General features: G+C 68.4%; 26 protein-coding genes and 1 pseudogene. 17 read left to right on the forward strand and 10 right to left on the reverse strand.

Annotation, left to right across the window (positions count from 1 at the left end; translation table 11 throughout):
• Nucleotides 1-348, forward strand: a pseudogene (locus tag RMN86_RS07200) (2-oxoacid:ferredoxin oxidoreductase subunit beta); the annotation flags it as partial.
• 23 nt (nucleotides 349-371) lie between these two features.
• Here RMN86_RS07200 and RMN86_RS07205 read toward each other — a convergent pair.
• Entirely contained in the window at nucleotides 372-974 is a 603-nt protein-coding gene (locus RMN86_RS07205; RefSeq protein WP_309605156.1) for a hypothetical protein, read from the reverse strand.
• Nucleotides 975-1030: 56 nt separating this feature from the next.
• Nucleotides 1031-2056 (reverse strand): phosphoribosylformylglycinamidine cyclo-ligase, encoded by a 1026-nt coding sequence (gene purM, locus RMN86_RS07210; RefSeq protein ID WP_309605157.1) that lies wholly within the window; start codon nucleotides 2054-2056, stop codon nucleotides 1031-1033.
• Between the two features lie 80 nt (nucleotides 2057-2136).
• Between purM and rnd the strand changes: the two genes are divergently transcribed.
• On the forward strand, nucleotides 2137-3315 hold the full coding sequence (rnd, locus tag RMN86_RS07215; RefSeq protein ID WP_309605158.1) for a ribonuclease D: 1179 nt from the start codon (nucleotides 2137-2139) through the stop codon (nucleotides 3313-3315).
• Between the two features lie 87 nt (nucleotides 3316-3402).
• Nucleotides 3403-3954, forward strand: a complete 552-nt coding sequence (locus RMN86_RS07220; protein ID WP_309605159.1) for a GNAT family N-acetyltransferase — start codon at nucleotides 3403-3405, stop codon at nucleotides 3952-3954.
• Here RMN86_RS07220 and RMN86_RS07225 read toward each other — a convergent pair.
• The 6 genes from RMN86_RS07225 to RMN86_RS07250 all read right to left on the reverse strand — a co-directional run bounded on the left by RMN86_RS07225 (nucleotide 3951) and on the right by RMN86_RS07250 (nucleotide 11185).
• The gene (locus tag RMN86_RS07225; protein ID WP_309605160.1) at nucleotides 3951-4937 is read right to left on the reverse strand and encodes a D-2-hydroxyacid dehydrogenase; all 987 of its coding nucleotides are present in this window, start codon (nucleotides 4935-4937) and stop codon (nucleotides 3951-3953) included. The two genes, RMN86_RS07220 and RMN86_RS07225, sit on opposite strands and share 4 nt — an antisense overlap.
• 4 nt (nucleotides 4938-4941) lie before the next feature.
• Entirely contained in the window at nucleotides 4942-6438 is a 1497-nt protein-coding gene (locus RMN86_RS07230; protein WP_309605161.1) for a Ppx/GppA phosphatase family protein, read from the reverse strand.
• The gene (locus tag RMN86_RS07235; RefSeq protein ID WP_309605162.1) at nucleotides 6419-8623 is read right to left on the reverse strand and encodes an RNA degradosome polyphosphate kinase; all 2205 of its coding nucleotides are present in this window, start codon (nucleotides 8621-8623) and stop codon (nucleotides 6419-6421) included. The genes RMN86_RS07230 and RMN86_RS07235 overlap by 20 nt, the downstream gene beginning before the upstream one ends.
• A 62-nt stretch (nucleotides 8624-8685) precedes the next feature.
• A complete protein-coding gene (locus RMN86_RS07240; protein ID WP_309605163.1) occupies nucleotides 8686-9360 on the reverse strand; it encodes a chromosomal replication initiator DnaA in 675 nt (224 codons plus the stop codon).
• A gap of 75 nt (nucleotides 9361-9435) precedes the next feature.
• The gene (locus RMN86_RS07245) at nucleotides 9436-10200 is read right to left on the reverse strand and encodes an arginyltransferase (protein ID WP_309605164.1); all 765 of its coding nucleotides are present in this window, start codon (nucleotides 10198-10200) and stop codon (nucleotides 9436-9438) included.
• A 79-nt stretch (nucleotides 10201-10279) separates the two neighbouring features.
• Nucleotides 10280-11185: a flagellar motor protein MotB gene (locus tag RMN86_RS07250; protein WP_309605165.1), complete on the reverse strand. Its 906-nt coding sequence runs from the start codon at nucleotides 11183-11185 to the stop codon at nucleotides 10280-10282.
• A gap of 89 nt (nucleotides 11186-11274) precedes the next feature.
• Here RMN86_RS07250 and RMN86_RS07255 point away from each other — a divergent pair, with 89 nt between their 5' ends.
• The 4 genes from RMN86_RS07255 to RMN86_RS07270 are packed head-to-tail and all read left to right on the forward strand — an operon-like array spanning nucleotide 11275 to nucleotide 14433.
• Nucleotides 11275-12135 (forward strand): NAD(P)-dependent oxidoreductase, encoded by an 861-nt coding sequence (locus tag RMN86_RS07255; RefSeq protein WP_309605166.1) that lies wholly within the window; start codon nucleotides 11275-11277, stop codon nucleotides 12133-12135.
• Entirely contained in the window at nucleotides 12132-12623 is a 492-nt protein-coding gene (locus tag RMN86_RS07260) for a GNAT family N-acetyltransferase (protein ID WP_309605167.1), read from the forward strand. The genes RMN86_RS07255 and RMN86_RS07260 overlap by 4 nt, the downstream gene beginning before the upstream one ends.
• Nucleotides 12620-13504: an alpha/beta hydrolase gene (locus RMN86_RS07265; protein WP_309605168.1), complete on the forward strand. Its 885-nt coding sequence runs from the start codon at nucleotides 12620-12622 to the stop codon at nucleotides 13502-13504. Before RMN86_RS07260 ends, RMN86_RS07265 begins: the two co-directional genes overlap by 4 nt.
• Before the next feature lie 50 nt (nucleotides 13505-13554).
• Nucleotides 13555-14433: an SMP-30/gluconolactonase/LRE family protein gene (locus RMN86_RS07270; RefSeq protein WP_309605169.1), complete on the forward strand. Its 879-nt coding sequence runs from the start codon at nucleotides 13555-13557 to the stop codon at nucleotides 14431-14433.
• Here RMN86_RS07270 and hemB read toward each other — a convergent pair.
• On the reverse strand, nucleotides 14430-15446 hold the full coding sequence (hemB, locus tag RMN86_RS07275; protein ID WP_309605170.1) for a porphobilinogen synthase: 1017 nt from the start codon (nucleotides 15444-15446) through the stop codon (nucleotides 14430-14432). The two genes, RMN86_RS07270 and hemB, sit on opposite strands and share 4 nt — an antisense overlap.
• An 86-nt stretch (nucleotides 15447-15532) precedes the next feature.
• Here hemB and RMN86_RS07280 point away from each other — a divergent pair, with 86 nt between their 5' ends.
• The 7 genes from RMN86_RS07280 (at nucleotide 15533) to hemA (ending at nucleotide 21590) form a co-directional block, all read left to right on the forward strand.
• Entirely contained in the window at nucleotides 15533-16672 is a 1140-nt protein-coding gene (locus tag RMN86_RS07280) for an acyl-CoA dehydrogenase family protein (protein WP_309605171.1), read from the forward strand.
• 45 nt (nucleotides 16673-16717) lie between these two features.
• Complete coding sequence (locus RMN86_RS07285; protein ID WP_309605172.1) at nucleotides 16718-16990, forward strand: type II toxin-antitoxin system Phd/YefM family antitoxin; 273 nt, start codon at nucleotides 16718-16720, stop codon at nucleotides 16988-16990.
• Nucleotides 16987-17421, forward strand: a complete 435-nt coding sequence (locus tag RMN86_RS07290; protein ID WP_309605173.1) for a type II toxin-antitoxin system VapC family toxin — start codon at nucleotides 16987-16989, stop codon at nucleotides 17419-17421. The genes RMN86_RS07285 and RMN86_RS07290 overlap by 4 nt, the downstream gene beginning before the upstream one ends.
• The gene (locus RMN86_RS07295) at nucleotides 17418-18470 is read left to right on the forward strand and encodes an enoyl-CoA hydratase/isomerase family protein (RefSeq protein ID WP_309605174.1); all 1053 of its coding nucleotides are present in this window, start codon (nucleotides 17418-17420) and stop codon (nucleotides 18468-18470) included. Before RMN86_RS07290 ends, RMN86_RS07295 begins: the two co-directional genes overlap by 4 nt.
• Nucleotides 18471-18511: 41 nt before the next feature.
• Nucleotides 18512-19276 (forward strand): methyltransferase, encoded by a 765-nt coding sequence (locus tag RMN86_RS07300; RefSeq protein WP_309605175.1) that lies wholly within the window; start codon nucleotides 18512-18514, stop codon nucleotides 19274-19276.
• Nucleotides 19277-19297: 21 nt separating this feature from the next.
• Complete coding sequence (gene mmsB / locus RMN86_RS07305; RefSeq protein WP_309605176.1) at nucleotides 19298-20203, forward strand: 3-hydroxyisobutyrate dehydrogenase; 906 nt, start codon at nucleotides 19298-19300, stop codon at nucleotides 20201-20203.
• Between the two features lie 160 nt (nucleotides 20204-20363).
• Complete coding sequence (gene hemA, locus RMN86_RS07310; protein WP_309605177.1) at nucleotides 20364-21590, forward strand: 5-aminolevulinate synthase; 1227 nt, start codon at nucleotides 20364-20366, stop codon at nucleotides 21588-21590.
• Between the two features lie 21 nt (nucleotides 21591-21611).
• Here hemA and RMN86_RS07315 read toward each other — a convergent pair whose 3' ends face one another.
• Nucleotides 21612-22043: a MucR family transcriptional regulator gene (locus RMN86_RS07315; protein WP_309605178.1), complete on the reverse strand. Its 432-nt coding sequence runs from the start codon at nucleotides 22041-22043 to the stop codon at nucleotides 21612-21614.
• Nucleotides 22044-22271: 228 nt separating this feature from the next.
• Between RMN86_RS07315 and glyA the strand changes: the two genes are divergently transcribed.
• The 3 genes from glyA to RMN86_RS07330 all read left to right on the forward strand — a co-directional run bounded on the left by glyA (nucleotide 22272) and on the right by RMN86_RS07330 (nucleotide 24818).
• Nucleotides 22272-23531 carry a serine hydroxymethyltransferase gene (gene glyA, locus RMN86_RS07320; RefSeq protein WP_309605179.1) on the forward strand — a complete coding sequence of 420 codons (1260 nt, stop codon included), beginning with the start codon at nucleotides 22272-22274 and terminating at the stop codon, nucleotides 23529-23531.
• A gap of 28 nt (nucleotides 23532-23559) precedes the next feature.
• Nucleotides 23560-24027, forward strand: coding sequence for a transcriptional regulator NrdR (gene nrdR / locus RMN86_RS07325; RefSeq protein WP_309605180.1), 468 nt, complete (start codon nucleotides 23560-23562; stop codon nucleotides 24025-24027).
• A 146-nt stretch (nucleotides 24028-24173) separates the two neighbouring features.
• Nucleotides 24174-24818, forward strand: coding sequence for a RibD family protein (locus tag RMN86_RS07330; RefSeq protein WP_309605181.1), 645 nt, complete (start codon nucleotides 24174-24176; stop codon nucleotides 24816-24818).
• The last annotated feature ends 50 nt before the right edge of the window (nucleotides 24819-24868 follow it).

The raw sequence follows: 24868 nt of genomic DNA on the forward strand, positions 1-24868 counted from the left end.
CACAACGAGGCGGTGAACCGGCTGGACATGATCCCGCACCGGGCGGAAATCTCCGTGGACTATGCCCCCGGAACCACCGTCAAGGTGTCCCAGCACGACGGCTCGGTGCTGTCGCTGCACAAGATCGCCGAGCTCTACAACCCCAGCAACCGCGCCCAGGCGCTGGGTTACCTGCAGGCGCGCCAGGCCAGGGGCCAGATCGTGACAGGGCTGCTCTACGTGAACCCCGAAGCCGGCGACCTGCACGACAGTCTGGAGACGGTGGACACGCCTCTGAATGCGTTGGGCGAGGCGGAACTGGTGCCAGGCTCCGCGGCGCTGGCGAAACTGAATGCGGCGCTGAGGTAGGGGCGGGGACAGGGCGCTTCCTGTCAGCGTCGCCGCCTGGCCTGGGCTTCCATCACGATCTGCGCCTGGGTCTTCGGCAGTTCGCTGAGCGTCAACCTGCCGTCGCCATTCACATCCAGCCGCCGGAAATGGCGGGCGGCGGCGGCGAGGAACTCGACCAGGGTTATGCGTCCGTTGAGGTCGGTGTCTGCGGCGGTGACGGGCTCGGACTCGGCCAGCAGGCTGTAGGGCGCCGCGCCCTGCAGCGGGCGGGCCCGCGGGCGGGTGGGCTCTTTTGCGGTGCCTGTGGGGCCGCTGGGGCCCTGTTGCACGAAGATCAGGCCGGCAACCTCCCCGAACTGCTCGATGTGCAGGGCGTCGGGGATCATCTTCGTCTCGTAGAGGTGGATCTCCGTGCCGTCGAGGTAACCGTTGTGATCGCGGTCCAGCACGTCGAAGAAGCCGTGGGCGTCGGTGCGAAACTCGGTCAGGTCGATGGTCCCGTCGTGATCGGTGTCGGTCTGGTTGAACCAGAAGACCACGGGATAGGGTTCGTCGGCGCGGCCGCGGAACGGCTCGCCGCAGGGGCTGATGAACAGGGTGGTGAAGCCCTCGATCCCGCCAGCCTGCTGCGCCTGGACGCTCATCGCAAGCGTGGCCGCGACGGTCGACGCGACAAGCCAGGTCCGGAGCCGGAGCGGCCTCATGCCTTCGCCAGTTCGCCGATCACGAAGGCGTCCTCCTCGGCGCGCACCAGGCCCTCCAGCAACTGCGCCAGATCGCCCGGACTGACGATCAGCATCATCCCGATGCCGCAGTTGAAGGTGCGGCGCAACTCGTGGTCGGAGACGCCCCCCACCGCCTGCAGCCAGCCGAACACGGGGGGCGGGACCCAGGCGTCCCAATCGAACCGGGCGACAAGGCCGTCGGCGATGGCCCGCGGCGGGTTCTCGACCAGCCCGCCACCGGTGATGTGCGCCAGGCCGGAAACGCGCCCGGCCTTCAGGTGCGGCAGCACGGTCTTCACATAGATGCGCGTAGGGGCGAGCAGGGCCTGGGCCAGGGTCTGGCTTTCGGCGAACGGCGCGGGCGCGTCCCAGGCGAGGCCCGAGCGCTCGACGATGCGGCGCACCAGGGAATAGCCGTTGGAGTGCGGACCCGACGAACCCAGGCCAACCAGGATGTCGCCCGGCTTCTGGTCGCCCATCCGGGGCAGCACCTTGTCGCGGTCGACGGCGCCCACGCAGAAGCCCGCCATGTCGTAGTCGCCGGCGGCGTACATGCCCGGCATCTCGGCCGTCTCGCCGCCGACCAGCGCACAGCCGGCCTGGCGGCAGCCCTCGGCGATCCCGGCGACGACGGTGGCCGCGGCCTCGACGTCGAGCTTGCCGGTGGCGAAATAGTCCAGGAACATCAGCGGCTCGGCGCCCTGGGCCAAGAGGTCGTTGACGCACATGGCCACCAGGTCGATGCCGACCGTGCCGTGGATGCCGGTCTCGATGGCGACTTTCAGCTTGGTGCCGACGCCGTCGGTGGTGGTGACCAGCAGCGGATCGTCGTAGCCGGCGGCCTTCAGGTCGAACAGGGCGCCGAACCCACCAAGCGAGGGCTCCGCGCCGGCCCGGCGGGTGGACCTGGCCAGGGGCTTGATACGCTCGACCAGGGCCGCCCCGGCATCGATATCGACGCCGGCCTGGGCATAGGTGAGGCCGTTGGGCCGGTCGGACATCGGGACGCCTTCGACAGAAATGAGCGGTGCGCGAAACGCGGCCTTGCAGACTCGGCCCCGCGCCGGGCTATAGCTAGTCGATGACGCCGATTACGACCACCGCCGAACTCGCGGTGTTTTGCGACAAGCTCAAGGGCCAGCCGTTCGTCGCCGTGGACACCGAGTTCATGCGCGAGACGACCTATTGGCCAAAGCTGTGTCTGATCCAGGCCGCGGCCGGGAGTGCGGAAGCGTGCATCGACCCGCTGGCCGAAGGCATGGACCTCGAGCCGTTCCTGGAAATTCTGCGCGACGCGACGATCCTGAAGGTGTTCCACGCCGCCCGGCAGGACGTGGAGATCTTCAACAACCTGCAGGCCATGCCCCGACCGCTGTTCGACACCCAGGTGGCCGGCATGGCGGCGGGCTTTGGCGAGCAGATCGCCTATGACGCTCTGGTCCGCCAGATGCTGAAGATCGAGCTCGACAAGTCCTCGCGCTTCACCGACTGGGCGCGCAGGCCCCTGTCGGACAACCAGCTGACCTATGCGCTGGCCGACGTGACCCATCTGGCCGCGCTCTATCCGATGCTGCACGACCGGCTGCGCCAGGAGGGTCGCCTCGGCTGGGTCACCGACGAGATGGCCAACCTTACCGATCCGGCGATCTATGACGTCGAGCCCGAAAATGCCTGGAAACGGCTGCGGCCGCGCAAGCATACGGCCAAATACATGGCGGTCTACAAGGCCGTCGCCGCCTGGCGCGAGCGGACGGCCCAGTCCCGCGACCAGCCGCGCGGGCGGATCGTCAAGGACGAGGCGATCGACGAGATCGCCACCCAGGCGCCTACCGACGCCGATCAGCTGGACCGTCTGCGCTCGGTGCCCAAGGGGTTTTCCGGGTCGCGCTTTGGCCCGGACCTGCTGGCGGCCATTCGCGAGGCGCTGAAGGACCCGGAGGCCTATGCGCCGGTGGTCGAACGCTCGCGGGCGTCGGCCTCTCCGGCGGCCGGCGCGGTGGTCGAACTGCTCAAGGTTCTGCTGAAGGCGCGCGCCGAGGAGGCCGGCGTGGCGTCCAAGCTGATCGCCACGGTCTCCGACCTCGAACAGATCGCCAATGACGACGACGCCGACACCTCGGCGCTGAAGGGCTGGCGTCGAGAGGCGTTCGGCGAGGACGCCTTGCGGCTCAAACGCGGCGAACTGGCCCTGGTGCTGGACGGCGCCCGCGTGCGCGTCGTCGAGGTCCGCCGCGCGCCAAAGACCGCCGAGGCGGGCTGATCCGTAGCCTGTCTTGCGGGTGTTGAATCCGGCGACGATCTGGGTCGCCGTCTTGCTATCGGCGGTGGGCGATGGCATCGGCCGGTGATGATGACGCCCCGCCTCAGAGCCGCCCAGGCCGCCGACGTGGGCCAACTGGCCCACTTGGCCCGAGACACCTATTCCGCCGCCTTTGGCCATACCTATGAGGCGGCCACCGACCTTGCGGCCCATCTTCAAACCGGTCTGTCCGACACCCGCGTCGCGCAATGGCTGGCGCAAGACGCCGTCACACTGGCGGACCTGGAGGGCCGGATCGTCGGGTTCGCCCACTTCGGGCCGATCGCCGCGGGAAGCTACGGCGGATTTCCGGACGCCGGCGATTCGGCGCTGCACCGCCTCTATGTGGCCAGGGACCTGCTGAACGTCGGTGTCGGCGCAGCCCTGCTCCGCGCCGCCCTGGCCGACATGGGGCGCGCCGGCAAGGACATCTACCTGGACGTCTGGGAGGGGAACCATGGGGCCCAGCGCCTGTACGCCCGCCACGGCTTTGTCCCGTTGGGGCGGGTGACGCTGACGACCGCCTCCGGGCTAGGCGCCGGTGACGACATCGTGATGGTCCGCCGCCGGCCGGCCGTGCAGGCCGGTTCGCGGGTCTAAAGCCCCACCTCGCTCGGATCGGCCTCGTTCAACAGCGGCTCGCCGGTCAGATACCGGCGCAGGTTCTCCAGGAACAACTCGTCGCCACGGCCCAGGTTGCCGTCGCCGGAGTTGGAGGTATGTGCACTGACCCGGATCTTCGGGTGGTCCCAGATCCAATGGTCCGTGGGCAGCGGCTCGGTCTGGAAGACGTCCAGCACCGCGTGCGCCGGCTGATCGCGGTCCAGCCCCGCCTTGAGCGCATCTTCGTCCACAAGCCCGCCGCGCCCGATATTGATCAGGATCGCGCCGGGTTTCAGCGCCTCGAAGAAGGCCGCGTCGCACAGGTTTCGCGTCTCGGCGTTGAGCGCGCAGGCCAGAACGACCACGTCGGCGTCCGGCAACATCTCCGCCAGGTCGGACAGGCCGATGATGCGGTCGGCCAGGGCGTCGGGCGCGGGGTTGCGGCGCACCACGGTCAGGTCAACGCCGAACGGTTTGATCCGCCTGGCGATCTCGCGGCCGATGTTGCCGAAGCCGATCAGCACCCAGCGGGTGCTGGCCAGCTCGCGGTAGGGCGTGCTCTGCCAGGTGTGTGCTCTCTGCAGATCGGCCTGGGCCTGAATCGGAACCTGCAGGCTAAGCGCATGGGCGACCACATATTCGGCGATCGGCGTGGCCTGGGCGCTCGACTTGGAGAGGCGCACGCCCTTTTCGATGATCGCGCGGAACATCGGGTTGTCGATGCCGGCGGCCATGATCTGGGTCCAGCGCGCGGCCTGCGCCTTCATCAGCCGGCTGTAGAGCTGACGCAGGGTTCCCGAGGCATAGCTGTCCAGGCTGAGCCAGACGACCTCCGGATCGACGTCGTCCGCCGCGATCGGCTGACCCGCCCGTTCATAGCCTTCGGCGGAGACGACGGTGACGATCTCGGCGTCGGGGGCGAACGCCGCGACGCGGCGGGCCACCCGCTCGGCGGCGGCCTTGGTCATCAGGATCTGCATGGCTTCAGCCTAGCTCGAGTTTCAGTTTCAGGGCGGTGGCCAGAGTCTGCGCGCGCTTGGCGGTCTGCTCGCCCAGCAGCATGTCTTCCCAGCCGCGCGAGGCGGTCAAGATCAGTCGCTCGCCCTGGACGCTCAGATTCGACCGCTCGAGCAGACGCGGATTGCGGCCGGAGAGGTCGCACCCGAGGCGCACACCCGCCCCCAGGGCGCGGGCGCGCTGGCGGCGTTCGGCGGACACCACGCGGGCGATGGTGGCGGCCTCGGGCGGGTTGGGCGCGGTGGTGTGGCGGGCGAAGGCGACGCTGGCCAGGAAGCCACGCTCCGCATGGGTCATCCCCGCGATCGGCGCGCGCAGCACCTGCTCGAAGGCCAGGTCCGCCCGATGATCGGGGTGCAGCCGCGTGCCGAGGTCGGCCAGACGGCAGGCGGCGGCCAGCAGCACCGGATCGCGCGCGCCAAACACCGGATCCAGGGTGTCGAAGGCCGGGGTCAGCCAGGCCTCAAGCGCCGCGCCGAGGTCGGCGGTCGCGCCGCGCGCGGCCGTCAGCGCCTCGCAGCCCTCGATCAACGGGTCGCGGGCGCGCACGGCCTGGTCCATGGCGTCGAGCAGCAGGCCCTCGCGCACCCCGAACGCCGAGATGGTCACCCGCTCGACCCCCAGCCGCTCGATCAGGGCGTCCAGCACGACGGCGGAATAGGGCAGGGTTTCCACCCGTTTCTTGGAGAGGCCCTGCATCCGTTCCAGCGATCCTCGCGACTGGCGCGCCACCAGCCGGGAGACGTCCAGCGCATCGGCGCGGCTCATCTCGTACTGATGGGCCACATGCAGCGGGTAGTCGGCCAGTTCCATGTGGAAAAGCGCCAGGTTGCGCCAGGCCCCTCCCACCGCGTGAAAGCTCCGGGTGGCGAAGCGCTTGGCGACGGGACTGAGGGCTGCGTCAATCAGCCGGTGCGTACGGTCGATGTCGAGCTGGCGCGGCGCGCCCAGGGCGAAGGGGCCCAGCGGCAGGGTCGCTCCGGCCTCGGGGCCGGCGGGGTTAAGCCGCACAAGCTCCAGGCTCGATCCGCCCAGGTCACCGACAACGCCCTGCGCGTCAGGCTGGCCGGCGATGACGCCGAGCGCCGCATAGCGGGCCTCCTCCTCGCCTGTCAGTACACGTACGGTCAGCCCGGTCTCATCGCGGATGCGCCGCAGGAACGCGGGCCCGTCGGCGGCTTCGCGGACGGCCGCTGTCGCCGCGGCGGTGACATTCTCGGCGGCCCATCCGTCCAGCAGGGCGCGATAGCGGCGGATGGCGACCAGCGCCACCTCGACTCCGTCGGGTGACAGCCGCCCGGTGGACGGCAGGTCGCGGCCAAGGCCGGCCAGGGCCTTCTCGTTGTAGAGGGTCCAGATCGAGCGGCCGTCGAGCTGATAGATCACCAGACGCACCGAGTTCGACCCGACGTCAATGACGGCCGCCTGCCGGGATTGCGGCCGGTTATCCCCGCGAGGCCACATGATCGATCGCGCGCGGCATGTCCTTCACCTTCTGGCCTCTACCTGAAAGGCTGGGATTGGTCATGAAATACTCGTGCGCGGAAAAGGCCCCCGGATGATCCCAGGACGGGTCGCGGCTGTAGCGGCCGCGGTCATCGAGGGCCCAGCTCTGGGCTTCGTCCTTCAGGTTGGCGAGCATGATCTGCTGTAGCACCTGCTGGTGGACCGTGGGATTCTCGATCGGCGTCAGGCACTCGACGCGGCGGTCGAGGTTGCGGGGCATCCAGTCGGCCGAAGAGATGAACACCCGAGCCGCGGGCGAGGGCAGGGGTGCGCCGTTGGCGAAGGCGACGATCCGGCCATGCTCCAGGAAGCGGCCGACGATGCTCTTCACCTGGATGTTCTCTGAAAGGCCGGGGACTCCGGGGCGCAGGCAGCAGATGCCGCGGATCACCAGCTCGATGGCCACCCCGGCCTGGCTCGCCGCATAGAGGGCGTCAATGATCTGGGGATCGACCAGCGAATTCATCTTGGCCCAGATTCCCGCCGGCTCGCCCCGCGCGGCGCAGGCCGCCTCGCGGGCGATCAGCGCCAGCAGGTCGCGCTTCATGGTGACCGGCGAGAACGACAGCTTCTCCAGCCGGTCGGGGGTGGCGTAGCCGGTGATGTAGTTGAACAGCCGGGCGCTGTCGCGGCCGAGCGCCGGGTCGGTGGTGAACAGCGACAGGTCGGTATAGATGCGCGCCGTGACCGGGTGGTAGTTGCCGGTGCCGAAGTGGCAGTAGCTGCGCAGGATGTCGCCTTCCCGGCGCACCACGGTCGAGAGCTTGGCGTGGGTCTTATATTCCACGAAGCCAAAGACGATGTGCACGCCGGCGCGTTCCAGGTCGCGCGCCCACTTGAGGTTCGCCGCCTCGTCGAACCGCGCCTTGATCTCGATCACCGCGGTGACGTTCTTGCCGGCCTCCGCCGCCTCGATCAGGGCGGCGACGATCGGGCTGTCTTGGGACGTGCGATAGAGCGTCTGCTTGATGGCCAGGACGTTGGGGTCGCGGGCCGCCTGCCTGAGGAACTGCACCACCACATCGAAGCTCTCGAACGGGTGATGGACCAGAATGTCCTTCTCGCGGATCGCGGCGAAGCAGTCCCCGCCATGATCGCGGATCCGCTCAGGGAACCGCGGCTCGAAGACCTTGAACTTCAGGTCCGGCCGGTCCGGCGGGATCAGCTGGGTCAGTTCGTCCAGGCCGAGCAGGCCGTCGATCTGGATGATGTCCTGCGGCTGCGCGTGCAGGCTGGAGCAGATGAAGCCCTGCAGTTCCTCTGGCATGGTGGCGTCGATCTCCACCCGCACCACCGAGCCCAGCCGCCGCTGTTTCAGCGCCAGCTCGAACTCGCGGACCAGGTCCTCGGCCTCTTCCATGATCTCCACGTCGCTGTCGCGGATCAGCCGGAAGACCCCCTGGGCCTGGATTTCGCAACCGGGGAACAGGTGGTCGAGGAACAGGCTGACCAGGCCCTCGAGCGAGACGAAGCGTCGCGTCGCGCGCCGGCGGCCGGCGTTGGCCTGCGGCAGTTCCCAGAACCGGGCGACCTGGGCGGGGATCGGGACCAGGGCGTAGAGCACGCGCCCGTCCACCAGCCGGCGCAGCTTCAGCGCCAGAGAGAAGGCCAGGTTGGGAATGAACGGAAAGGGATGCGCCGGGTCGATGGCCAGTGGCGTCAGCACGGGGAACAGCTGGGAGGCAAATGCTTCCTCGAGGCCGTCCAGTTCGGCGATGGTGACGTCGCTGGCCGCGACCAGGCTCAAGCCCTCGCCGGCCAGTTCGGCGCAGAGCTCGCGCCAGCGGGTCTGCTGGTCGCCCATCAGGTCGGCGGCCTCGGCGTTGACCCGCTCAAGCTGTTCGGCCGGCGTCAGGCCGTCCTGGCTGGCGACGCGCACGCCCTCGCGCACCTGGGCGCGCAGGCCGGCAACGCGGACCATGTAGAATTCATCGAGATTGTTGGCGCTGATCGCCAGGAAGCGCAGGCGCTCCAGCAGCGGGTGGCGCGGATTCTCGCTCTCGGCCAGCACCCGGCGGTTGAACGCCAGCCAGGACAGTTCGCGATTGAAGAAGCGGGTGGGCGAGGCGGCAAGCTGCGCGTCCCAGGCCAGATGCCGCCCATCGCTCGCGGCATTTGCGGCGATGGGCGCGGCGAGGGTCATTTAGGCGGCTCCTGGACAGATCACGACGTCGGAGTCTGGACGCCGCTTGTGACGGCTTCAAGTCATCCCTCGAAAAGGTCAAGATTTTCCGTATCACCTTCAAGGATCTGCCGGGCCAGAACCCGCGAAACCGGGCGCATTTCCCCATCCTCTGTCTCGTCGAGGCGTCGCACGATCTCTTGCGCGCCGGGGATCGACCTTTCCATCCGCCGCAGCAGGTAGGGATAGACATCGTCGTGCGGGCGAATGTTCCGCTCACGGAAGAATCTCCGGAGAACGCCGGTGAGCACCTCGTCGTCCGGCGCGGCGATCTCGGCGACGTGCAGGGCGTTGAGGCGCGAGCGCAGGTCGGGAATCGCCGCCGGCCAGGTCGCCGGCGGGGCGCGCGCTGTGAGCAGCAGGCTCGCGCCGTCCTGGGCCGCCAGGTTGATCAGGTGGAACAGCGCCTCGCCCTCGACGCCCTGATCGACATCCTCCAGCAGCACCGGTCGCCCGCTGGCCGCCGCCACGTCCGGTGTGTTTCGATCCATCACCAGCGCCCGGGCCCCCGCCGCCCAGGCCCGCGCCAGATGACTCTTGCCGACCCCCTGCGGCCCGGCCAGCACCAGCGTCCCGCCCGGCCAGTGTGGCCAGGCGTCGAGCGCGGCCCTGGCCGCGGCGTTCGAGGCTCCGGGCACGAAACTGTCGCGGGTCTGGGCGGCGGGCCTGCGAAGGCTCAGCCGAAGCTGTCGCGCCATGCGGCCTCGTCCGGGGGTGGGATCACAGCTGCAACCATAGCAAGCCCCACGCGCGCCACGCCACCTTGCTTGGCCCTAGATCTCAGCCGCCGCCTTGGCCGCGCCGCCGACCACCAGGGTCCAGCCTTCGGGCCGGAGCAGTTCGATGGGCGAGAAGCGGACCTTGTAGGCCATCTTGTCGGAGCCGCGGACCCAATAGCCCAGATAGACGTAAGGCAGGTTGGTCAGGCCGGCCTGGATCACGTGGTCGAGGATGATGAAGGAGCCGGGGCTGCGCCGGCTCTGGGTGGGGTCGTAGAAGCTGTAGACCAGCGACAGGCCGTCGCTCATCAGATCCACCAGCACGCAGGCGATGAGGTCGCCAGGGCCGCCGTCCGCCGATCGGGCGCGATACTCGATGATGTGGGTGCGGACGGCGGTGTCCTCGACCATGGCGACATAGTCTGGCCAGGTCATCTCGGCCATGCCGCCGTCGGCGTGGCGGGCGGTGAGGTAGCGGCGCAACAGGTCGAACTGCTCCATGGTCGCCTCGGCCTCGACGAGGTGGCGTTCCAGGTCCTCGTTGCGGGCGATCACCTTGCGCTCGGAGCGCGAGAAAACGTAGTCCGCCACCGGCAACCGCGCCGAAACGCACGCCGTGCACGCCTCACAGGCGGGGCGGTAGGCGATGTTCTGTGACCGGCGGAACCCCACCTGGGTCAGACTGTCATTGACCGTGGCGCCGTCCGACAGTGGCAGGTGGGCGAACACCTTTCGCTCGAAGCGTTCAGGCAGATAGGGGCAGGGGGATGGCGCGGTCAGGAAGAACCTGAGCTGTCGGGTCGGGAAATGCTGCGTCACGGACTTGTGGTCGCCTTCATACCGGTGCGCCTCGAACGGGATTAGGCGTCATGCCGGAGCTTGGCGCAAGGGCCGAGGCTCAACCGGCGTCCGGCGGCAGCACCGGCGCCTCACGCAGCAGCACAATGGCGATCCTGCGGTTGCCGGGCAGGGTGGGGTCGTCGGGATAGAGCGGCTCCGACGTGGCCTTGCCGGAGACCTGATAGACCCGGTCGGGATCGACGCCGGCGCCTTGCAGCACGCGGCGCGAAGAATCCGCGCGGGTGGCCGAAAGCGTCCAGTCGCCGTCCGCCTTGCCCCCCGGGCCGGCGCTGGCCGAGGTGTGGCCGTAGATGCTGATCCGATTGGGCAGCTTGTTGATGATCTTGGCGATCGCCCGCAGCAGCAGCTTTGCCCGGTCGTTGGGCGCCGCCGTGCCGGTGTTGAACATCGAGCGACCTTCCTGGTCGACCAGCTGGATCCGCAGCCCCTCGGGCGTCTGGTCGATGATGATGTTCTTCGACAACTCAGCCAGCTCCGGCATGTCCTGCAGCGCCTGACGCAGCGACTGGGCGGCGGAAGCGAACGCGGCCTCCTCGCGTTTCTGCAGGGCTTCGCGCAGGTCGGAGGTGGTGGCCTGCTCGGGCGATTTGGCCTTTGCGCCATCCGTCGACTTCCCGTCGTCGGGGTGCCGCGAATCGGGGCTGGCGTCCTGGATGATCGACATCGAGCCGTTCTGCTTGGCGCCCTCCTTGCCAAGCGCGGTGCCGGCCAGGATGCCGCCGGAGCCGGAGGTGGTTTCCGAAACACTGGCTGGCGCGAAATAGTCGGCGATGCCGCGCTTCTGTTCCGGCGAGGTGGTGTTGATCAGCCACATCAGCAGGAAGAAGGCCATCATGGCGGTCACGAAGTCGGCGTAGGCGACCTTCCAGGCGCCGCCGTGGTGTCCGGCGGCGACCTTCTTGATGCGCTTGATAATGATGATCGGCTGGTCGCCCACCGACATGGTCCGCCCCGGTCAAGCCTGTTACGAGAGACGAAGGTGCGCAGGCCCGCGTTAAAATGCCGTTGCGGCTAAGGTTAAGGAGCCCCTGGATGAAGGTTGCGTTCGTCGGCCTCGGCGTGATGGGCTTTCCCATGGCCGGCCACCTGGCGCGGGCCGGGCACGAGATGTCGGTGTGCAACCGCGGCGCGCAAAAGGCGGACCGCTGGGTGGCGGCGCACGGCGGCCGGGCCGGGGAGACGGCGGCCGAGGTCGCGGGGGGGGCCGACATCCTGATGCTTTGCGTCGGCAACGACGACGACGTTCGCCAGGTCGTGACCGGGGCGCTGCCGGCCATGGCGGCGGGGGGGATTGTCGTGGACCACACCACCACATCCGCGGTCGTGGCGCGCGAGATGGCGGCGCTGGCGGCGCGCGGCGGCCGGGCCTTTGTCGATGCGCCGGTGTCCGGCGGCCAGGCCGGGGCGGAAAGCGGCCAGCTGACGATCATGTGCGGCGGCGCGCCGGAGGCCTTTGCCCGCGTCGAGCCGGTGATCGCCGCCTACGCCAAGGCCGCGCGGCTGATGGGCGGACCGGGCGCGGGGCAACTGACCAAGATGGTCAACCAGATCGCCATCGCCGGCGTGCTGCAGGGCCTTGCCGAGGGCCTGCATTTCGCCACCCGCGCCGGGCTGGATCCACAGGCCGTCTATGAGGCGATCTCCAAGGGCGCCGCGCAATCCTGGCAGATGGACAACCGCTGGGCGACGATGGCGCAGGGCAGTTTCGACTTTGGTTTCGCGGTGGACTGGATGCGCAAGGACCTGGGCCTTGTGCTGGACGAAGCGGCGCGTAACGGCGCCGCGCTGGAGATCACCGCGCTGATCGACGGCTTCTATGCCGAGGTCCAGGCGATGGGCGGCGCGCGCTGGGACACGTCCAGTCTGGTGGCGCGGCTGGAAACGCCGCAATGAGCGAAGGCCGCACCGCGCGACTGGCCTTCGACGGGGTGACCGACGGCGATGCGGCCTTTATTCTGGAATTGCTCAACGATCCCGGCTGGCTCGCCAACATCGGCGACCGTGGCGTGCGCACCCTGGACGATACGCGGACCTATATCGCCGAACGCTTCAACAACGGCCATTGGCTGGTCGTCCGGAACGGCTCCACCGCCGAGCCGCTCGGCCTCTGTGGCATCGTGCCGACCCGCCTGGGGCTGGACCTGCCTGACCTCGGCTATGCCATACTGGCGCGCCACTCGGGCAAGGGCTACGCCACGGAGGCGGCCGCGGCTCTCCTGGCCCGGGCCTTAGGCCCGCTGGGTCACCCGCGCCTGGCGGCCTTCACCAGTCTCGCCAACCTGGCCTCCCAGCGCGTGCTGGAGAAGATCGGCTTCCGGCGGCTCGGCGTCAGGCGGCTTCTAGGCCATGTTGATGACAGCGCCTATTTCGAGACACCGTGAAGGACATCATGGGCATCACCACGCGCCACATCCAGGCGAACGGCTTCGACTTCGCCGTCGACGAGGCGGGCCAGGGCGATCGCCTGGCGCTCTGCCTGCACGGCTTTCCGGAGAGCCGGTTCTCCTGGCGCTACCAGCTGCCGCTGCTGGCGCGGATGGGCTATCGGGCCTGGGCGCCGGACCTGCGCGGCTATGGCGAGACCGAGCCCAAGCCCCGGGATGTCGCCAGCTATTGCATCGACCGGCTGATGGAGGACGTGGCCGCGCTGATCGACGCCAGCGGCGCGCGGGAGGTCACCCTGATCGGCCACGACTGGGGCGCGGGCCTGGCCTGGACCTTCGCCGCCAACCGGCTCCGGCCGCTGGAGCGACTGGTGATCATGAATGTGCCGCATCCGGCGATCATGAGCGCCCACCTGCGCCGCTCCTGGGCTCAGCTGAGGAAGTCCTGGTACATGTTCTTCTTCCAGCTCCCCGCACTCCCGGAGTGGGGGGCAACCGCGCGCGACGCCCGCGCCGTTCGTCAAGCCTTCCACGGCATGGCTGTCGACAAGTCCAACTTCACCAAGGACGTCCTCGACCGCTACGCCGCCGACGCCCAGCGCCCCGGCGCCATGACCGGCATGATCAACTGGTATCGCGCCGCGATGCGCCGGCCCGGCAAGCTCGCCGGACCCTGGCCGATGATCGAGACGCCGACCCTGATCGTCTGGGGCGAAGCCGACGCCGCGCTGGGTATCGAACTGCTGGAGGGGACCGAGGCCCGGGTCCGCGACCTGACGATCCGGCGCCTGCCCGGCGTCTCGCACTGGGTCCAGCAGGAGGCGCCGGAGCAGGTCAACGCGATCCTCGGTGAATGGCTGGCGGCGCCCGACGTCTGACTCTAGGGTCGCGGCCAAGCCGAGGCTGACGTCGGCTGGGAGGAATGACCATGGCGCGAACCACCCGGGTGCTGACCGATGGCATCTATTTCGGCGAGGGCCCGCGTTGGCGCGACGGCCGGCTGTGGTTCAGTGATTTCTACGCGCATGCGGTGAAATCGGTGTCGCTGGCCGGCGACGTGCGCACGGAGTTCGAGATCGATGACCAGCCCTCCGGTCTGGGGTGGATGCCCGATGGCTCGATGCTCATCGTCTCAATGACCAGACGCCAGGTCCTGCGGCGCACGGCCGGCGGGGCGATGAGCCTGCATGCCGATCTCAGCCAGATCGCCGGCTACCACTGCAACGACATGGTCGTCGACGCGACGGGCCGGGCCTATGTCGGCAACTTCGGCTTCGACCTGGACGCGGCCATGGCGGCGCGCGGCGTGCAGAGCGTGCTGGCCGACCATCCGACCGCCAGGCTGGCCTGCATCTCGCCTGACGGCGCGGTCAGCGTCGCGGCCAGCGACATGCATTTCCCCAACGGCCCGGTGATCACGCCGGACGGCAGGACCTTGATTGTCGGCGAAACCCTTGCCGGCTGCCTGACCGCCTTCGATATCGGTCCGGACGGCGGCCTGTCGAACCGCCGCGTCTGGGCCTCGACCTCGCCCAGGGTCCCCGACGGGATCGCGCTCGACGCCGAGGGCGCGATCTGGATCGCCAACCCGATCGCCCCGGAGTGCGTGCGGTTCGCGGAGGGCGGTGAGGTGCTGGAGGTCATCGAGACCAGCCAGAACTGCTACGCCTGTATGCTCGGCGGCGACGACGGCCAGACGCTGTTCATGGTGGTCGCCGACAGCTCCGACCATCGGCAGGCCGCCGCGGCCCCGACCGGCAAGATCCTCATCGCGACCGTCGACAGCCCTCGGGCGGGCCGCCCTTAGGCGCCCAGCAATTTGGCCGCGCGCGGCGCGAAATAGCTGATCACGCCCGCCGCCCCGGCGCGCTTGAAGGCGCCGAGGCTCTCCAGGATGGCGCGCTCCTCGTCGATCCAGCCGTTCTGGGCGGCGGCCATCAGCATGGCGTACTCGCCCGAGACCTGGAAGGCGAAGGTCGGCATGGCGAAGGCCTCGACCACGCGGCGGACGATGTCGAGATAGGGCATGCCCGGCTTGACCATCACCATGTCGGCGCCCTCGGCGATGTCCAGGGCCACCTCGCGAAGCGCCTCGTCGGAATTGGCGCTGTCCATCTGGTAGGTCTTCTTGTCGCCGGGATTTTCGACCGATCCCGCGCCCAGCTTCCCCGAGCCGATAGCGTCGCGGTAGGGTCCGTAGAAGGCCGAGGCGTATTTGGCGGCATAGGACATGATCATCACGTCCTGCAGGCCCGCGGCTTCGAGCGCCGTGCGCAGCGCGCCCACGCGGCCGTCCATCATGTCGGATGGGGCCAGGATGTCGCAGCCGGCCTGCGCCTGCATCAGGCCCTGGCTGACCAGCCGCTCGATGGTGGGGTCGTTGAGGATGCGGCCGTCCTCGATGAGCCCGTCGTGGCCGTGATCTGTGAAGGGATCGAGCGCCACGTCGCACATGATCCCGACCTCGGGCGCGGCGTCCTTCATGGCCTTCACCGCGCGCGCGATCAGCCCGTCGGGGTCGTCGGCCTGCGTGCCGGCGGCGTCCTTCCGGGCCCCGTCGATGTGCGGGAAGACCGCGATGGCGGGAATGCCGAGCGCGCGCGCCTCCCGGGCCGCGGCCGCGCAGTCCTTCACCGACAGGCGAGCGACCCCCGGCATCGAGGCCACGGGAACCTGGCCCTCGCCGTCATGGACCACCAGCGACCAGATCAGGTCGGCCGGCGTCAGCACGGTCTCGCGCACCAGTCGGCGGATCCAGTCGGCTTGACGCAGACGCCGCAGGCGCAGGGCAGGGTAGGCGGCAAGGGGCGCTTTGGTCATTTGCGGCGCCAAGTGAACCCTGCGGCGACGGCGCGCAAGCCTCGAAACATTTGACAGACCGGCTCGCCGGCGCGACTTGGCCGGGCATGGATTTCAACCTTACCGACGATCAGCGGGCCATCGAGGACGCCGCGCGCGCTTTCGCCGCCGCTGAGCTGGCCCCGCATTCCGCGCGTTGGGACGCGGAAAAGCACTTCCCGGTCGATGTGCTGCGCAAGGCTGCGGGGCTGGGCTTCGCGGGCCTCTATGTGGCCGAGGATGTCGGCGGCTCGGCGCTCTCGCGGCTGGACGCCGCGATCGTCTTCGAGCAGCTCAGCTATGGCGACGTCTCGGCGGCGGCGTTCCTGTCGATCCACAACATGGCCTCCTGGATGATCGACCGGTTCGGGTCGGACGATCTGCGCCACAAGTACCTGCCGCGTCTGACCACGATGGAGCTGATCGCCTCCTACTGCCTGACCGAGCCCGGCTCGGGCTCCGACGCCGCGGCGCTCGCGACGACAGCGCGCCTGGACCGAGATGGCTATGTGCTGAACGGCTCCAAGGCCTTCATCTCCGGCGCCGGGACGTCGGACATCTACGTCGTCATGGTCCGCACCGGTCATGCGGGCCCCAAGGGTATCTCGGCGCTGGTCGTCGAGAACGGAACGCCTGGGCTCTCCTTCGGGGCGCAGGAGAGGAAGATGGGTTGGAATTCCCAGCCGACCGCGCAGGTGAATTTCGACGACTGCCGCGTGCCCGTGGAGAACCGTATCGGGGCCGAGGGCGACGGCTTCCGCTTCGCCATGGCCGGCCTCGATGGCGGGCGGATCAACATCGCGTCCTGCTCGCTGGGCGGCGCGGGCCTGGCGCTGGACACCGCCAAGGCGCACCTGCAAACCCGCAAGCAGTTCGGCAGTCCGCTGAAGGATTTTCAAGGGTTGCAGTGGCGTCTTGCCGACATGGCCACCGAGCTTGACGCGGCCCGCCTGATGGTGCGCCGCGCGGCCCACGCGCTGGACAACCGCGACCCCAAGGCCACCCAGTACTGCGCCATGGCCAAGCGGTTCGCCACCGACACCGGCTTTGAGGTCGCCAACCAGGCGCTGCAGCTGCACGGCGGCTATGGCTACCTGCAGGACTATCCCCTGGAGCGCATCGTCCGCGACCTAAGGGTCCACCAGATCCTCGAAGGAACCAACGAAATCATGCGGGTGATCACGGCGCGGGAGCTGTTGCGCCAATAGAGACCGTGCTAGTCTGACCAGACTGGTCAGACTTGAAGGTCCGCGATGCGTGAAGTCGGCGTGCTGGAAGCCAAGACGAATCTTTCGTCTCTACTTGAACAGGTCGAGAACGGCGGCGAAGAGATCGTCATAACCCGAAATGGAAGGCCTGTGGCGAGGCTGCTGGCTGCGGGATCCGCCGAGACGCCGCCGGTGCAGCGGAGAAATGGTGCGGAGATTGTCGCGCGGCTCGAGAAGCTGCGCGCCGCCATGATCGAAGAGCACCCGGCAATCCAGAACATCACCTGGGAAGAGCTGAAGCAGATGGCGCGTGAGTGACGGGCTTCATCATCGACGCATCCGCGGTCCTCTCCTGGATTGTGCCGACCCAGGCGACGGACGCCTCGGTGGCCTTCCTCGCGGCTCGCGACACGCAGAGGTTTCTTGCGCCTTACGTCATGGATTGGGAGATAGGGAACGTCCTTCTCACACTGCTGCGCCGAAACGCGCTGACGCCGAGAGACTTTGGGCGGGCTCGACAGGAAATGGCGGCGCTATTCATCGAATCGCAGCCGCCTCTGGCAGCCGAAGCGCTTGACGATCTGCTTGTCATGTCTTTCGAGTCCGGCCTCAGCCTTTTCGACATGAGCTATCTGAAATTGGCCATCGAGGAAGGCGCCGCCCTGGTTTCACGAGACCGCCAACTGCTCGAGGCGGCGGCGCGAAGCGGTGTCGAATGCATCAATCTGGTCCGAGGGACGGCTCGATGACCTCCGACACCGAAGTCCTGACCCGCGTCGAAGGCGCCGTGGGGCGGATCACGCTCAACCGGCCCCAGGCGCTGCACGCGCTGACTACCAACATGATTGGCCTGATCACTGGGGCCCTCCTGGCCTGGCGCCACGATCCGGCGATCGGGCTCGTGCTGATCGACCACGCCGGCGAGCGCGGTTTCTGCGCCGGCGGCGACATCCGGATGCTGGCGGAAAGCGGGGCGGGGGACGGCGCCAAGGCGCGCGAGTTCTTCTTCGACGAGTACCGGTTGAACACCCTGCTGCACGACTATCCAAAGCCCCTGGTCGCGATCATGGACGGGATCACCATGGGCGGCGGCGTCGGCCTGTCGCGGCCGTGCCGGTATCGGGTAGCCACCGAGCGGACAACCTTCGCCATGCCGGAGACCGGGATCGGCCTGTTCCCCGACGTCGGCGGCGGCTGGTATCTGTCGCGGATGCCGGGCCACATCGGGCTGTGGCTGGCGCTAACCGGCGCGCGGATCAAGGCTGCGGACTGCGAGCTCACCGGCATCGCCACCGACTATGTGGAGAGCGCCCGCCTGCCGGACCTAAAGGCCGCCATCGTCGCGCGGCCGGCGGACGTGGAGGGGTTGCTGGCCGAATTCGAGGGCGACGCGGGCCGCCCGGCCATCGCCCAGCACCAGGACGAGATCGCCCGGCTGTTCGCAGGCGACAGCGTGGAGGCTATCGTGGCGGCGCTGGCGGCGACGGACAGCGACTGGGCGCGCGAGCAGTTGGCGATTCTGCGGACGAAATCCCCGCAGACCCTGAAGGTCGCCTTCCGCCAGTTGCGGCTTGGGCGCGCCATGAAGATCTTCGCCGACAACATGGCCCTGGAGTACCGGATCGGCGCCCGGGTCGTGCGGCGACACGACTTCCAGGAGGGCGTGCGCGCGGTGATCGTCGACAAGGACAATGCGCCCAAATGGGATCCGCCAACCCTGGAGGGCGTCACTGAAGCCATGCTCGACGGCATTTTCGCGCCCCTGGCTTCCGCTGAGGCGTGGACGCCCCTACCTTAACCGCAGGGCGGACCGGAACGGCCGCCAGGGGAGGACGACGAATGACACCCAAGCTGATGCTGGGCGCCGTGCTGGCCGCCGCGGCGCTCGCGGCTGGCGGCGCCTACGCCAGGCCCGACGCCAACCAGATGGCCGCCGTGGCTGACAAGGCGCGCCCGGAAGCCGACGCCCGGCGTGACGCTGACCGAAAGCCCGCCGAAATGCTCGAGTTCGCCGGCATCAAGCCGGGCCAGACCGTGGTCGATCTGATCCCCGGCGGTGGCTATTTCACGCGCATCTTCTCCAAGGCCGTGGGGCCAAAGGGTACGGTCTACGCCGTCGGCGGCCCGCTGCGGCCGACGACCGATCCGGCCAAACCCCCGCCCGCCCAGGCGCAGGACACCATCGCCGCCGATCCGGCCTATGCGAATGTGAAGTCGCTCCATCTGCCGCTGGCGGCGGGCCTGGTCATCCCGGCCAAGGCCGACGTGATCTGGACGGCGCAGAACTATCACGACGTCAACAATATCAAGGGTGTCGACATGCTGGCCTTTGACAGGTCGGTCTATGCCGCCCTGAAGCCGGGCGGCCTGTTCATCGTCCTGGATCATGCGGCCGGGGTGGGCGCGGCCCCCGACCCCGAGGACAAGCTGCATCGGATCGAGCCGTCGATCGTCAGGAACCAGGTGACCGCCGCGGGCTTCAAGTTCGAAGGCGAGAGCAAGGTGCTGGCCAATCCAGCCGACGATCACACCAAGGCTGTCTTCGATCCCTCGATCCGCGGCCATACCGATCAGTTCATCTACAAGTTCCGCAAACCGAAGTAAGTTTCTGATCCAGAGGCATTCATGACCCGCATAGCCTTCATCGGCCTTGGCAACATGGGCGGCGGCATGGCCGCGAATCAGGCCAGGGCGGGTCATGACGTCGTGGCCTTCGACCTGTCGGCCGCGGCCCTTGAAAAGCCTGTGTCCGCGGGCTGTCGCGCCGCCGGCTCGGCGGCCGCGGCGGTCAGGGACGCCGATGCGGTGATCACCATGCTGCCCGCCGGCCAGCATGTGCGCGGTGTCTATTCCGGAGAGATCGCGCCGCACGCCAAGGCGGGGGCGCTGTTCATCGACTGTTCGACCATCGACGTGGAGAGCGCCCGCGCGGTGGCCGCCGATGTCACCCGGGCCGGGTTCCGGTTCGCCGACGCGCCGGTGTCCGGCGGGCAGGCGGGCGCCGAGGCCGGGACTCTTGCCTTCATGGTAGGGTGCGCCGACGCCGATTTCGCCGCCGTCGAGGCGCTGATCGGGCCGATGGCGCGCACGGTGATCCGCGCCGGCGATCATGGCGCGGGGCAGGCGGCCAAGATCTGCAACAACATGGTGCTGGGAGCCTCGATGATCGCGGTCTGCGAGGCCTTCGCCCTGGCCGAGAAACTGGGGCTGGATCCGGAGCGTTTTTTCGAAATCGCGTCCAAGTCGTCAGGCCAGTGCTGGAGCCTGACCAGCTACTGCCCCTGGCCCGGCCCGGTGCCGGCCGCGCCGTCGAACCGGAACTACGAGGGCGGGTTCGCCACGGCGATGATGCTCAAGGATTTGAAACTGGCCCAGGAGGCGGCCGCCAAGGCCGGCGCCGCGACCCCCCTGGGCGCCCAGGCCGAGGGACTTTACGCGCTGTTCGACCGGTTGGGCGGCGGGGGCAAGGATTTCTCGGCGATTCTCGAACTGTTCCGCGGAAATGCGCCGATGGCGGCGAAGGCAACCTGATCGCCGATTACAAATTCTCACAGGTCGTGGACGAAAAGGTCACCATCCGGGACCGCTCGCCTTATGGACAAGGCTCGTCCACGGTGCGAAAACGCCGCGCATATCAAGGGACCGGCCGCCCGCGCCGAGATGGCGAACGCGGGATCCGGGGAGCACGTCGATGGATTACAGGTCCGCGTTCGCGAACGCTCTCGAAAAGATCCGCGGCGAAGGGCGCTATCGGGTCTTCGCCGATCTGAAGCGCCACCGCGGCGATTTTCCGCGCGCCACCTGGACGCGCCCTGACGGCTCCCGGTCCGAAGTCGTGGTCTGGTGTTCCAACGACTATCTGGGCCAGGGCCAGAACCCGGTGGTCACCGAGGCCATGAAGGCCGCGATCGACGAGGCCGGCGCGGGCTCCGGCGGCACCCGCAACATCTCCGGCACGACGCACTATCATGTGGAGCTGGAGCGCGAGCTGGCCGACCTTCACCAGAAGGAAGCGGCCCTGCTGTTCACCTCGGGCTACGTCTCCAACGAGGCGTCGCTCTCAACCCTTTACAAGATTTTGCCAGGGCTGATCGTCTTCTCCGATGCGCTGAACCACAATTCAATGATCAGCGGCATCCGCGCCGGCCGGGGCGAGCGCCACATCTTCCGCCACAACGACCTGGCGCACCTCGAGGAGCTGCTGGCCGGGGCTGATCCCGCCGCGCCGAAGCTGATCGCGCTGGAAAGCGTCTATTCTATGGACGGCGACGTCGCCGACCTGCGCGCCGTCGTGGCGCTGGCGAAGAAATACGCGGCGATGACCTACCTCGACGAGGTCCACGCTGTCGGCATGTATGGCCCGCGCGGCGCGGGGCTCGCCGAACGCGACGGAGTGATGGCCGACATCGACATCATCGAAGGAACCCTGGCCAAGGCGTTCGGCGTCATGGGCGGCTACATCGCCTGCGACGCGGTGATCGTCGATGCGATTCGCAGCTTCGCCGACGGCTTCATCTTTTCGACCTCGATCCCGCCGGCCCTGGCCGCCGGCGCAGCGGCCTCGATCCGCTATCTCAAGACCCATGACGAGGTGCGCGTCACCCATCAGGAGCGCGCGGCGACCTTGAAGGACCGGTTCCGCAAGGCCGGCCTGCCGGTGATGGATTCGGTCAGCCACATCGTGCCGGTGCTGGTCGGCGATCCCGTCCATACCAAGCTGATCAGCGACATCCTGCTGGACGACCACGGCATCTACGTCCAGCCGATCAACTATCCCACCGTGCCGCGCGGGACCGAACGCCTGCGCTTCACGCCCTCGCCGGCGCACACGGACGAGATGATGGACGATCTGGTCGAGGCCCTGGAAAAGCTCTGGGTCCATTGCAACATCAAGCGTGTCGGCGGCCTCGCGGCTTAGCTCCGGAAATCGTCTCGACGACTATTTTTGCCGTCGGACACCGCGCCCCAGGCCGATCTTCTTGGCGAAATCCGAACGCCGCGCGGCATAGGCCGGGGCGACCATCGGATAGTCGGGCGCAAGGCCCCAGCGCCGGCGGTAGTCATCGGGGCTCATGCCAAAGCGAGAGCGCAGATAGCGCTTCAGCATCTTCAGTTTCGCGCCGTCCTCCAGGCAGACGATGAACTCGTGCTGGATACTGCGTCCGATCGATACCGCGGGCTTGGGGCGTGGTTCAACGGTGGGCGGGCTCGCGCCGGCCAGGCCAGCCATCGCCTGGTGCACGCTGCGGATAATCTCCGGCAGCGCGTCGGCGGCCACCGCGTTGCGGCTGACGTAGGCCGAGACGATATCGGAGCCCAGGCGCAAGACCTCCGCGCCGGTCAAGCCCTCGCCGTCAGGTCCGACGCTCATGAAATTCCCCTTCTCGACGTGGCCCATGCGTTCAGGACGGTCGATCTCGCACCGCCAGAGCAACAAATAACGCGGTCGCGGCGAGATTGTTCCCCGCGCGTTCGCAGCCGTTGGAGGCAGGGCCGGTTGGGGGTAAAGAGCGGTCGTCTTCAGTGCTTCCAAATCCTGCCAGCCCGAAAGGCCCCGCTCTTGACGCTCACCGCCCACGCTCCGCCCCGTTCGGATCGGTTGTTTGACGACACGCTCGCCGAAGGCGATCCGGACCTGGCCAGGATTCTGGCGGCGGAGTTGACGCGACAGCAGGACCAGATCGAATTGATCGCGTCAGAAAACATCGTCTCGCGCGCGGTGCTGGAAGCGCAGGGCTCGGTGCTGACCAACAAATATGCCGAGGGCTATCCGGGGAAACGCTACTACGGTGGCTGCGAGGTGGTGGACGAGGCGGAGGACCTGGCCCGCGAGCGCGCCAAGCAGCTGTTCGGCTGCGACTACGTCAACGTCCAGCCGCACTCCGGCAGCCAGGCGAACCAGGCGGTGTTCATGGCCACCATGAGTCCTGGCGACACCTTCATGGGCATGAACCTGGCGGCCGGCGGTCACCTGACCCACGGCATGGCGATCAACCAGTCGGGCAAGTGGTTCCGTCCCGTGGCTTACGGCGTGCGCCAGCAGGACCACCTGATCGACTACGATCAGGCCTGGGAAGTAGCCCGCGCCGAGAGGCCCAAGGTGATTATCGCCGGCGGTTCGGCCTATTCACGCGCCATCGATTTCGAGCAGTTTCGCGCCATCGCCGATGAGGTCGAGGCGCTGCTGATGGTCGACATCGCCCACTATGCCGGGCTGGTGGCGGGCGGCGTCTATCCGAACCCGTTCCCGCACGCCCACATTGTCACCACCACCACCCACAAGACGCTGCGCGGCCCGCGCGGCGGGATGATCATGACCAACTCCAAGAAGTGGGCGAAGAAGATCGATTCAGCGGTGTTCCCGGGACTGCAGGGCGGGCCCCTGATGCATGTCATCGCCGCCAAGGCCATGGCCTTCGGCGAGGCGCTGCGGCCGGAGTTCAAGGCCTACGCCCGCGATGTGGTCGACAATGCCCGCGCGCTGGCCGACAGCCTGCAGACCGCCGGCTTCAAGATCGTCTCCAACGGCACTGACAGCCACCTCATGCTTGTGGACCTGACGCCCAAATCCGTCAGCGGCGCCGACGCGGAGATCGCCCTAGAGCGCGCCGGGATCACCACCAACAAGAACGGAATCCCCTTCGATCCGCTGCCGCCGGTGCAGACCTCGGGCCTGCGGGTGGGATCTCCGGCCTGTACGACGCGCGGCTTTGGCCCGGTGGAATTCCGTCAGGTCGGCGCCTGGATCGGTCAGGTGCTGGACGGCGTGCGCGCCGGCGGGGACAATTCCGCGGTCGAGGCCAGGGTGCGCGGCGAAGTCCTGGCCTTGACGCGACGCTTCCCGATCTACAACGGATAGGGTCCGTTCGCGCCCAAGGGGCTAGATCATGCGCTGTCCGTTCTGCGGCCACCTCGAAAGTCAGGTCAAGGACAGCCGTCCGTCGGAGGACGGCGCGGCCATCCGCCGTCGACGGCTTTGTCCGGAGTGCGGTGGCCGGTTCACCACCTTCGAACGGGTACAGCTGCGTGAGCTGGCCATCCTGAAGCGCTCGGGGCGGCGCACGCCGTTCGACCGCGACAAGCTCGCGCGCTCGAACTCCATCGCCACCCGCAAACGCCCGGTCGATCCGGAGCGGGTCGAGCGGATGATCTCCTCGATCGTGCGCCAGCTGGAAAGCATGGGTGAGACCGAACTGCCCTCCTCGGCGGTCGGCGAACTGGTGATGCAGCAGCTCAAGGCGCTGGATGACGTCTCCTACGTCCGCTACGCCTCGGTCTACCGCGACTTCCGCGAAACCCAGGACTTCGCCAAGTTCCTCGGCGAAGAGGGGCTGGCCGAAGCGGTGGAGGAATAGGTCTCCAACCATCCCGGTTTCGCGGCATGCGAAGACCGGGACCCACACGCGTCCGAGGGTCGTGATTTGCTGGAGAGCGCCGTGTTTGTGGGTCCCGGACAAGCCGCGAGCGCGGCATTCCGGGATCACGCGCGCAATGGTGACCTGTGCCCGTCACACTGAAGCTCGCCACCTCGCTGGACGGCCGCATCGCCACGGCGAGTGGCGAGAGCCGCTGGATCACCGGTGAGGCGGCGCGCGAAGCCGTCCACCGACTGCGCGCCGAGCATGACGCGGTCGTGGTGGGGATCGAGACGGCGCTGGCCGACGATCCGGAGCTGACGGTGCGCCTGGCCGGCTACAGCGGCCCCCAGCCGGCCCGCGTGGTCCTGGACAGCCGCCAGCGCCTTTCGCCCGACAGCCGGCTCGTGAAGACCGCCCGGGACGTTCGCACCTGTGTCGTCGCCACCAGGGAGCCCGATCCCGTGCTGGTGGCTGCTGGGGTGCGGGTGCTGCGGGTCGCGGCGGCCAGAGCGAATCACCCGGACCTCAGGGACGTGGTGGCCGCGCTGGCCGGGGAGGGGCTGACCCGGCTGTTCGTCGAGGGCGGCGGCCAGGTGGCGGCGAGTTTCCTGGGTGGTGGGCTGGTGGACGCCATCGAGTGGTTCCGCGCGCCGATCCTCCTCGGCGCCGAGGGGCGACCGGCCGTGGGACCCCTGGCCATTGCGGCGCTGGCCCAGGCGCGCCATTTCAGGCGCGTCGAAACCCGCGAGGTCGGCGACGACCTGTGGGAACGCTATGCGAGGATATGAATGTTCACCGGGATCGTCACCGATGTCGGGCGCGTCCGCGCCGTCCGCGA

The organism is Phenylobacterium sp. (genome assembly GCF_031360265.1).
Lineage (GTDB): Bacteria > Pseudomonadota > Alphaproteobacteria > Caulobacterales > Caulobacteraceae > Phenylobacterium.

Coding starts and splice junctions, on each gene's coding strand:
- RMN86_RS07205 (WP_309605156.1), bottom strand. CDS start 974: ATGAGCGTCCAGGCGCAGCAGGCTGGCGGGATCGAGGGCTTCACCACC.
- purM (WP_309605157.1), bottom strand. CDS start 2,056: ATGTCCGACCGGCCCAACGGCCTCACCTATGCCCAGGCCGGCGTCGAT.
- rnd (WP_309605158.1), top strand. CDS start 2,137: ATGACGCCGATTACGACCACCGCCGAACTCGCGGTGTTTTGCGACAAG.
- RMN86_RS07220 (WP_309605159.1), top strand. CDS start 3,403: ATGATGACGCCCCGCCTCAGAGCCGCCCAGGCCGCCGACGTGGGCCAA.
- RMN86_RS07225 (WP_309605160.1), bottom strand. CDS start 4,937: ATGCAGATCCTGATGACCAAGGCCGCCGCCGAGCGGGTGGCCCGCCGC.
- RMN86_RS07230 (WP_309605161.1), bottom strand. CDS start 6,438: ATGTGGCCTCGCGGGGATAACCGGCCGCAATCCCGGCAGGCGGCCGTC.
- RMN86_RS07235 (WP_309605162.1), bottom strand. CDS start 8,623: ATGACCCTCGCCGCGCCCATCGCCGCAAATGCCGCGAGCGATGGGCGG.
- RMN86_RS07240 (WP_309605163.1), bottom strand. CDS start 9,360: ATGGCGCGACAGCTTCGGCTGAGCCTTCGCAGGCCCGCCGCCCAGACC.
- RMN86_RS07250 (WP_309605165.1), bottom strand. CDS start 11,185: ATGTCGGTGGGCGACCAGCCGATCATCATTATCAAGCGCATCAAGAAG.
- RMN86_RS07255 (WP_309605166.1), top strand. CDS start 11,275: ATGAAGGTTGCGTTCGTCGGCCTCGGCGTGATGGGCTTTCCCATGGCC.
- RMN86_RS07260 (WP_309605167.1), top strand. CDS start 12,132: ATGAGCGAAGGCCGCACCGCGCGACTGGCCTTCGACGGGGTGACCGAC.
- RMN86_RS07270 (WP_309605169.1), top strand. CDS start 13,555: ATGGCGCGAACCACCCGGGTGCTGACCGATGGCATCTATTTCGGCGAG.
- hemB (WP_309605170.1), bottom strand. CDS start 15,446: ATGACCAAAGCGCCCCTTGCCGCCTACCCTGCCCTGCGCCTGCGGCGT.
- RMN86_RS07280 (WP_309605171.1), top strand. CDS start 15,533: ATGGATTTCAACCTTACCGACGATCAGCGGGCCATCGAGGACGCCGCG.
- RMN86_RS07285 (WP_309605172.1), top strand. CDS start 16,718: ATGCGTGAAGTCGGCGTGCTGGAAGCCAAGACGAATCTTTCGTCTCTA.
- RMN86_RS07295 (WP_309605174.1), top strand. CDS start 17,418: ATGACCTCCGACACCGAAGTCCTGACCCGCGTCGAAGGCGCCGTGGGG.
- RMN86_RS07300 (WP_309605175.1), top strand. CDS start 18,512: ATGACACCCAAGCTGATGCTGGGCGCCGTGCTGGCCGCCGCGGCGCTC.
- mmsB (WP_309605176.1), top strand. CDS start 19,298: ATGACCCGCATAGCCTTCATCGGCCTTGGCAACATGGGCGGCGGCATG.
- hemA (WP_309605177.1), top strand. CDS start 20,364: ATGGATTACAGGTCCGCGTTCGCGAACGCTCTCGAAAAGATCCGCGGC.
- RMN86_RS07315 (WP_309605178.1), bottom strand. CDS start 22,043: ATGAGCGTCGGACCTGACGGCGAGGGCTTGACCGGCGCGGAGGTCTTG.
- nrdR (WP_309605180.1), top strand. CDS start 23,560: ATGCGCTGTCCGTTCTGCGGCCACCTCGAAAGTCAGGTCAAGGACAGC.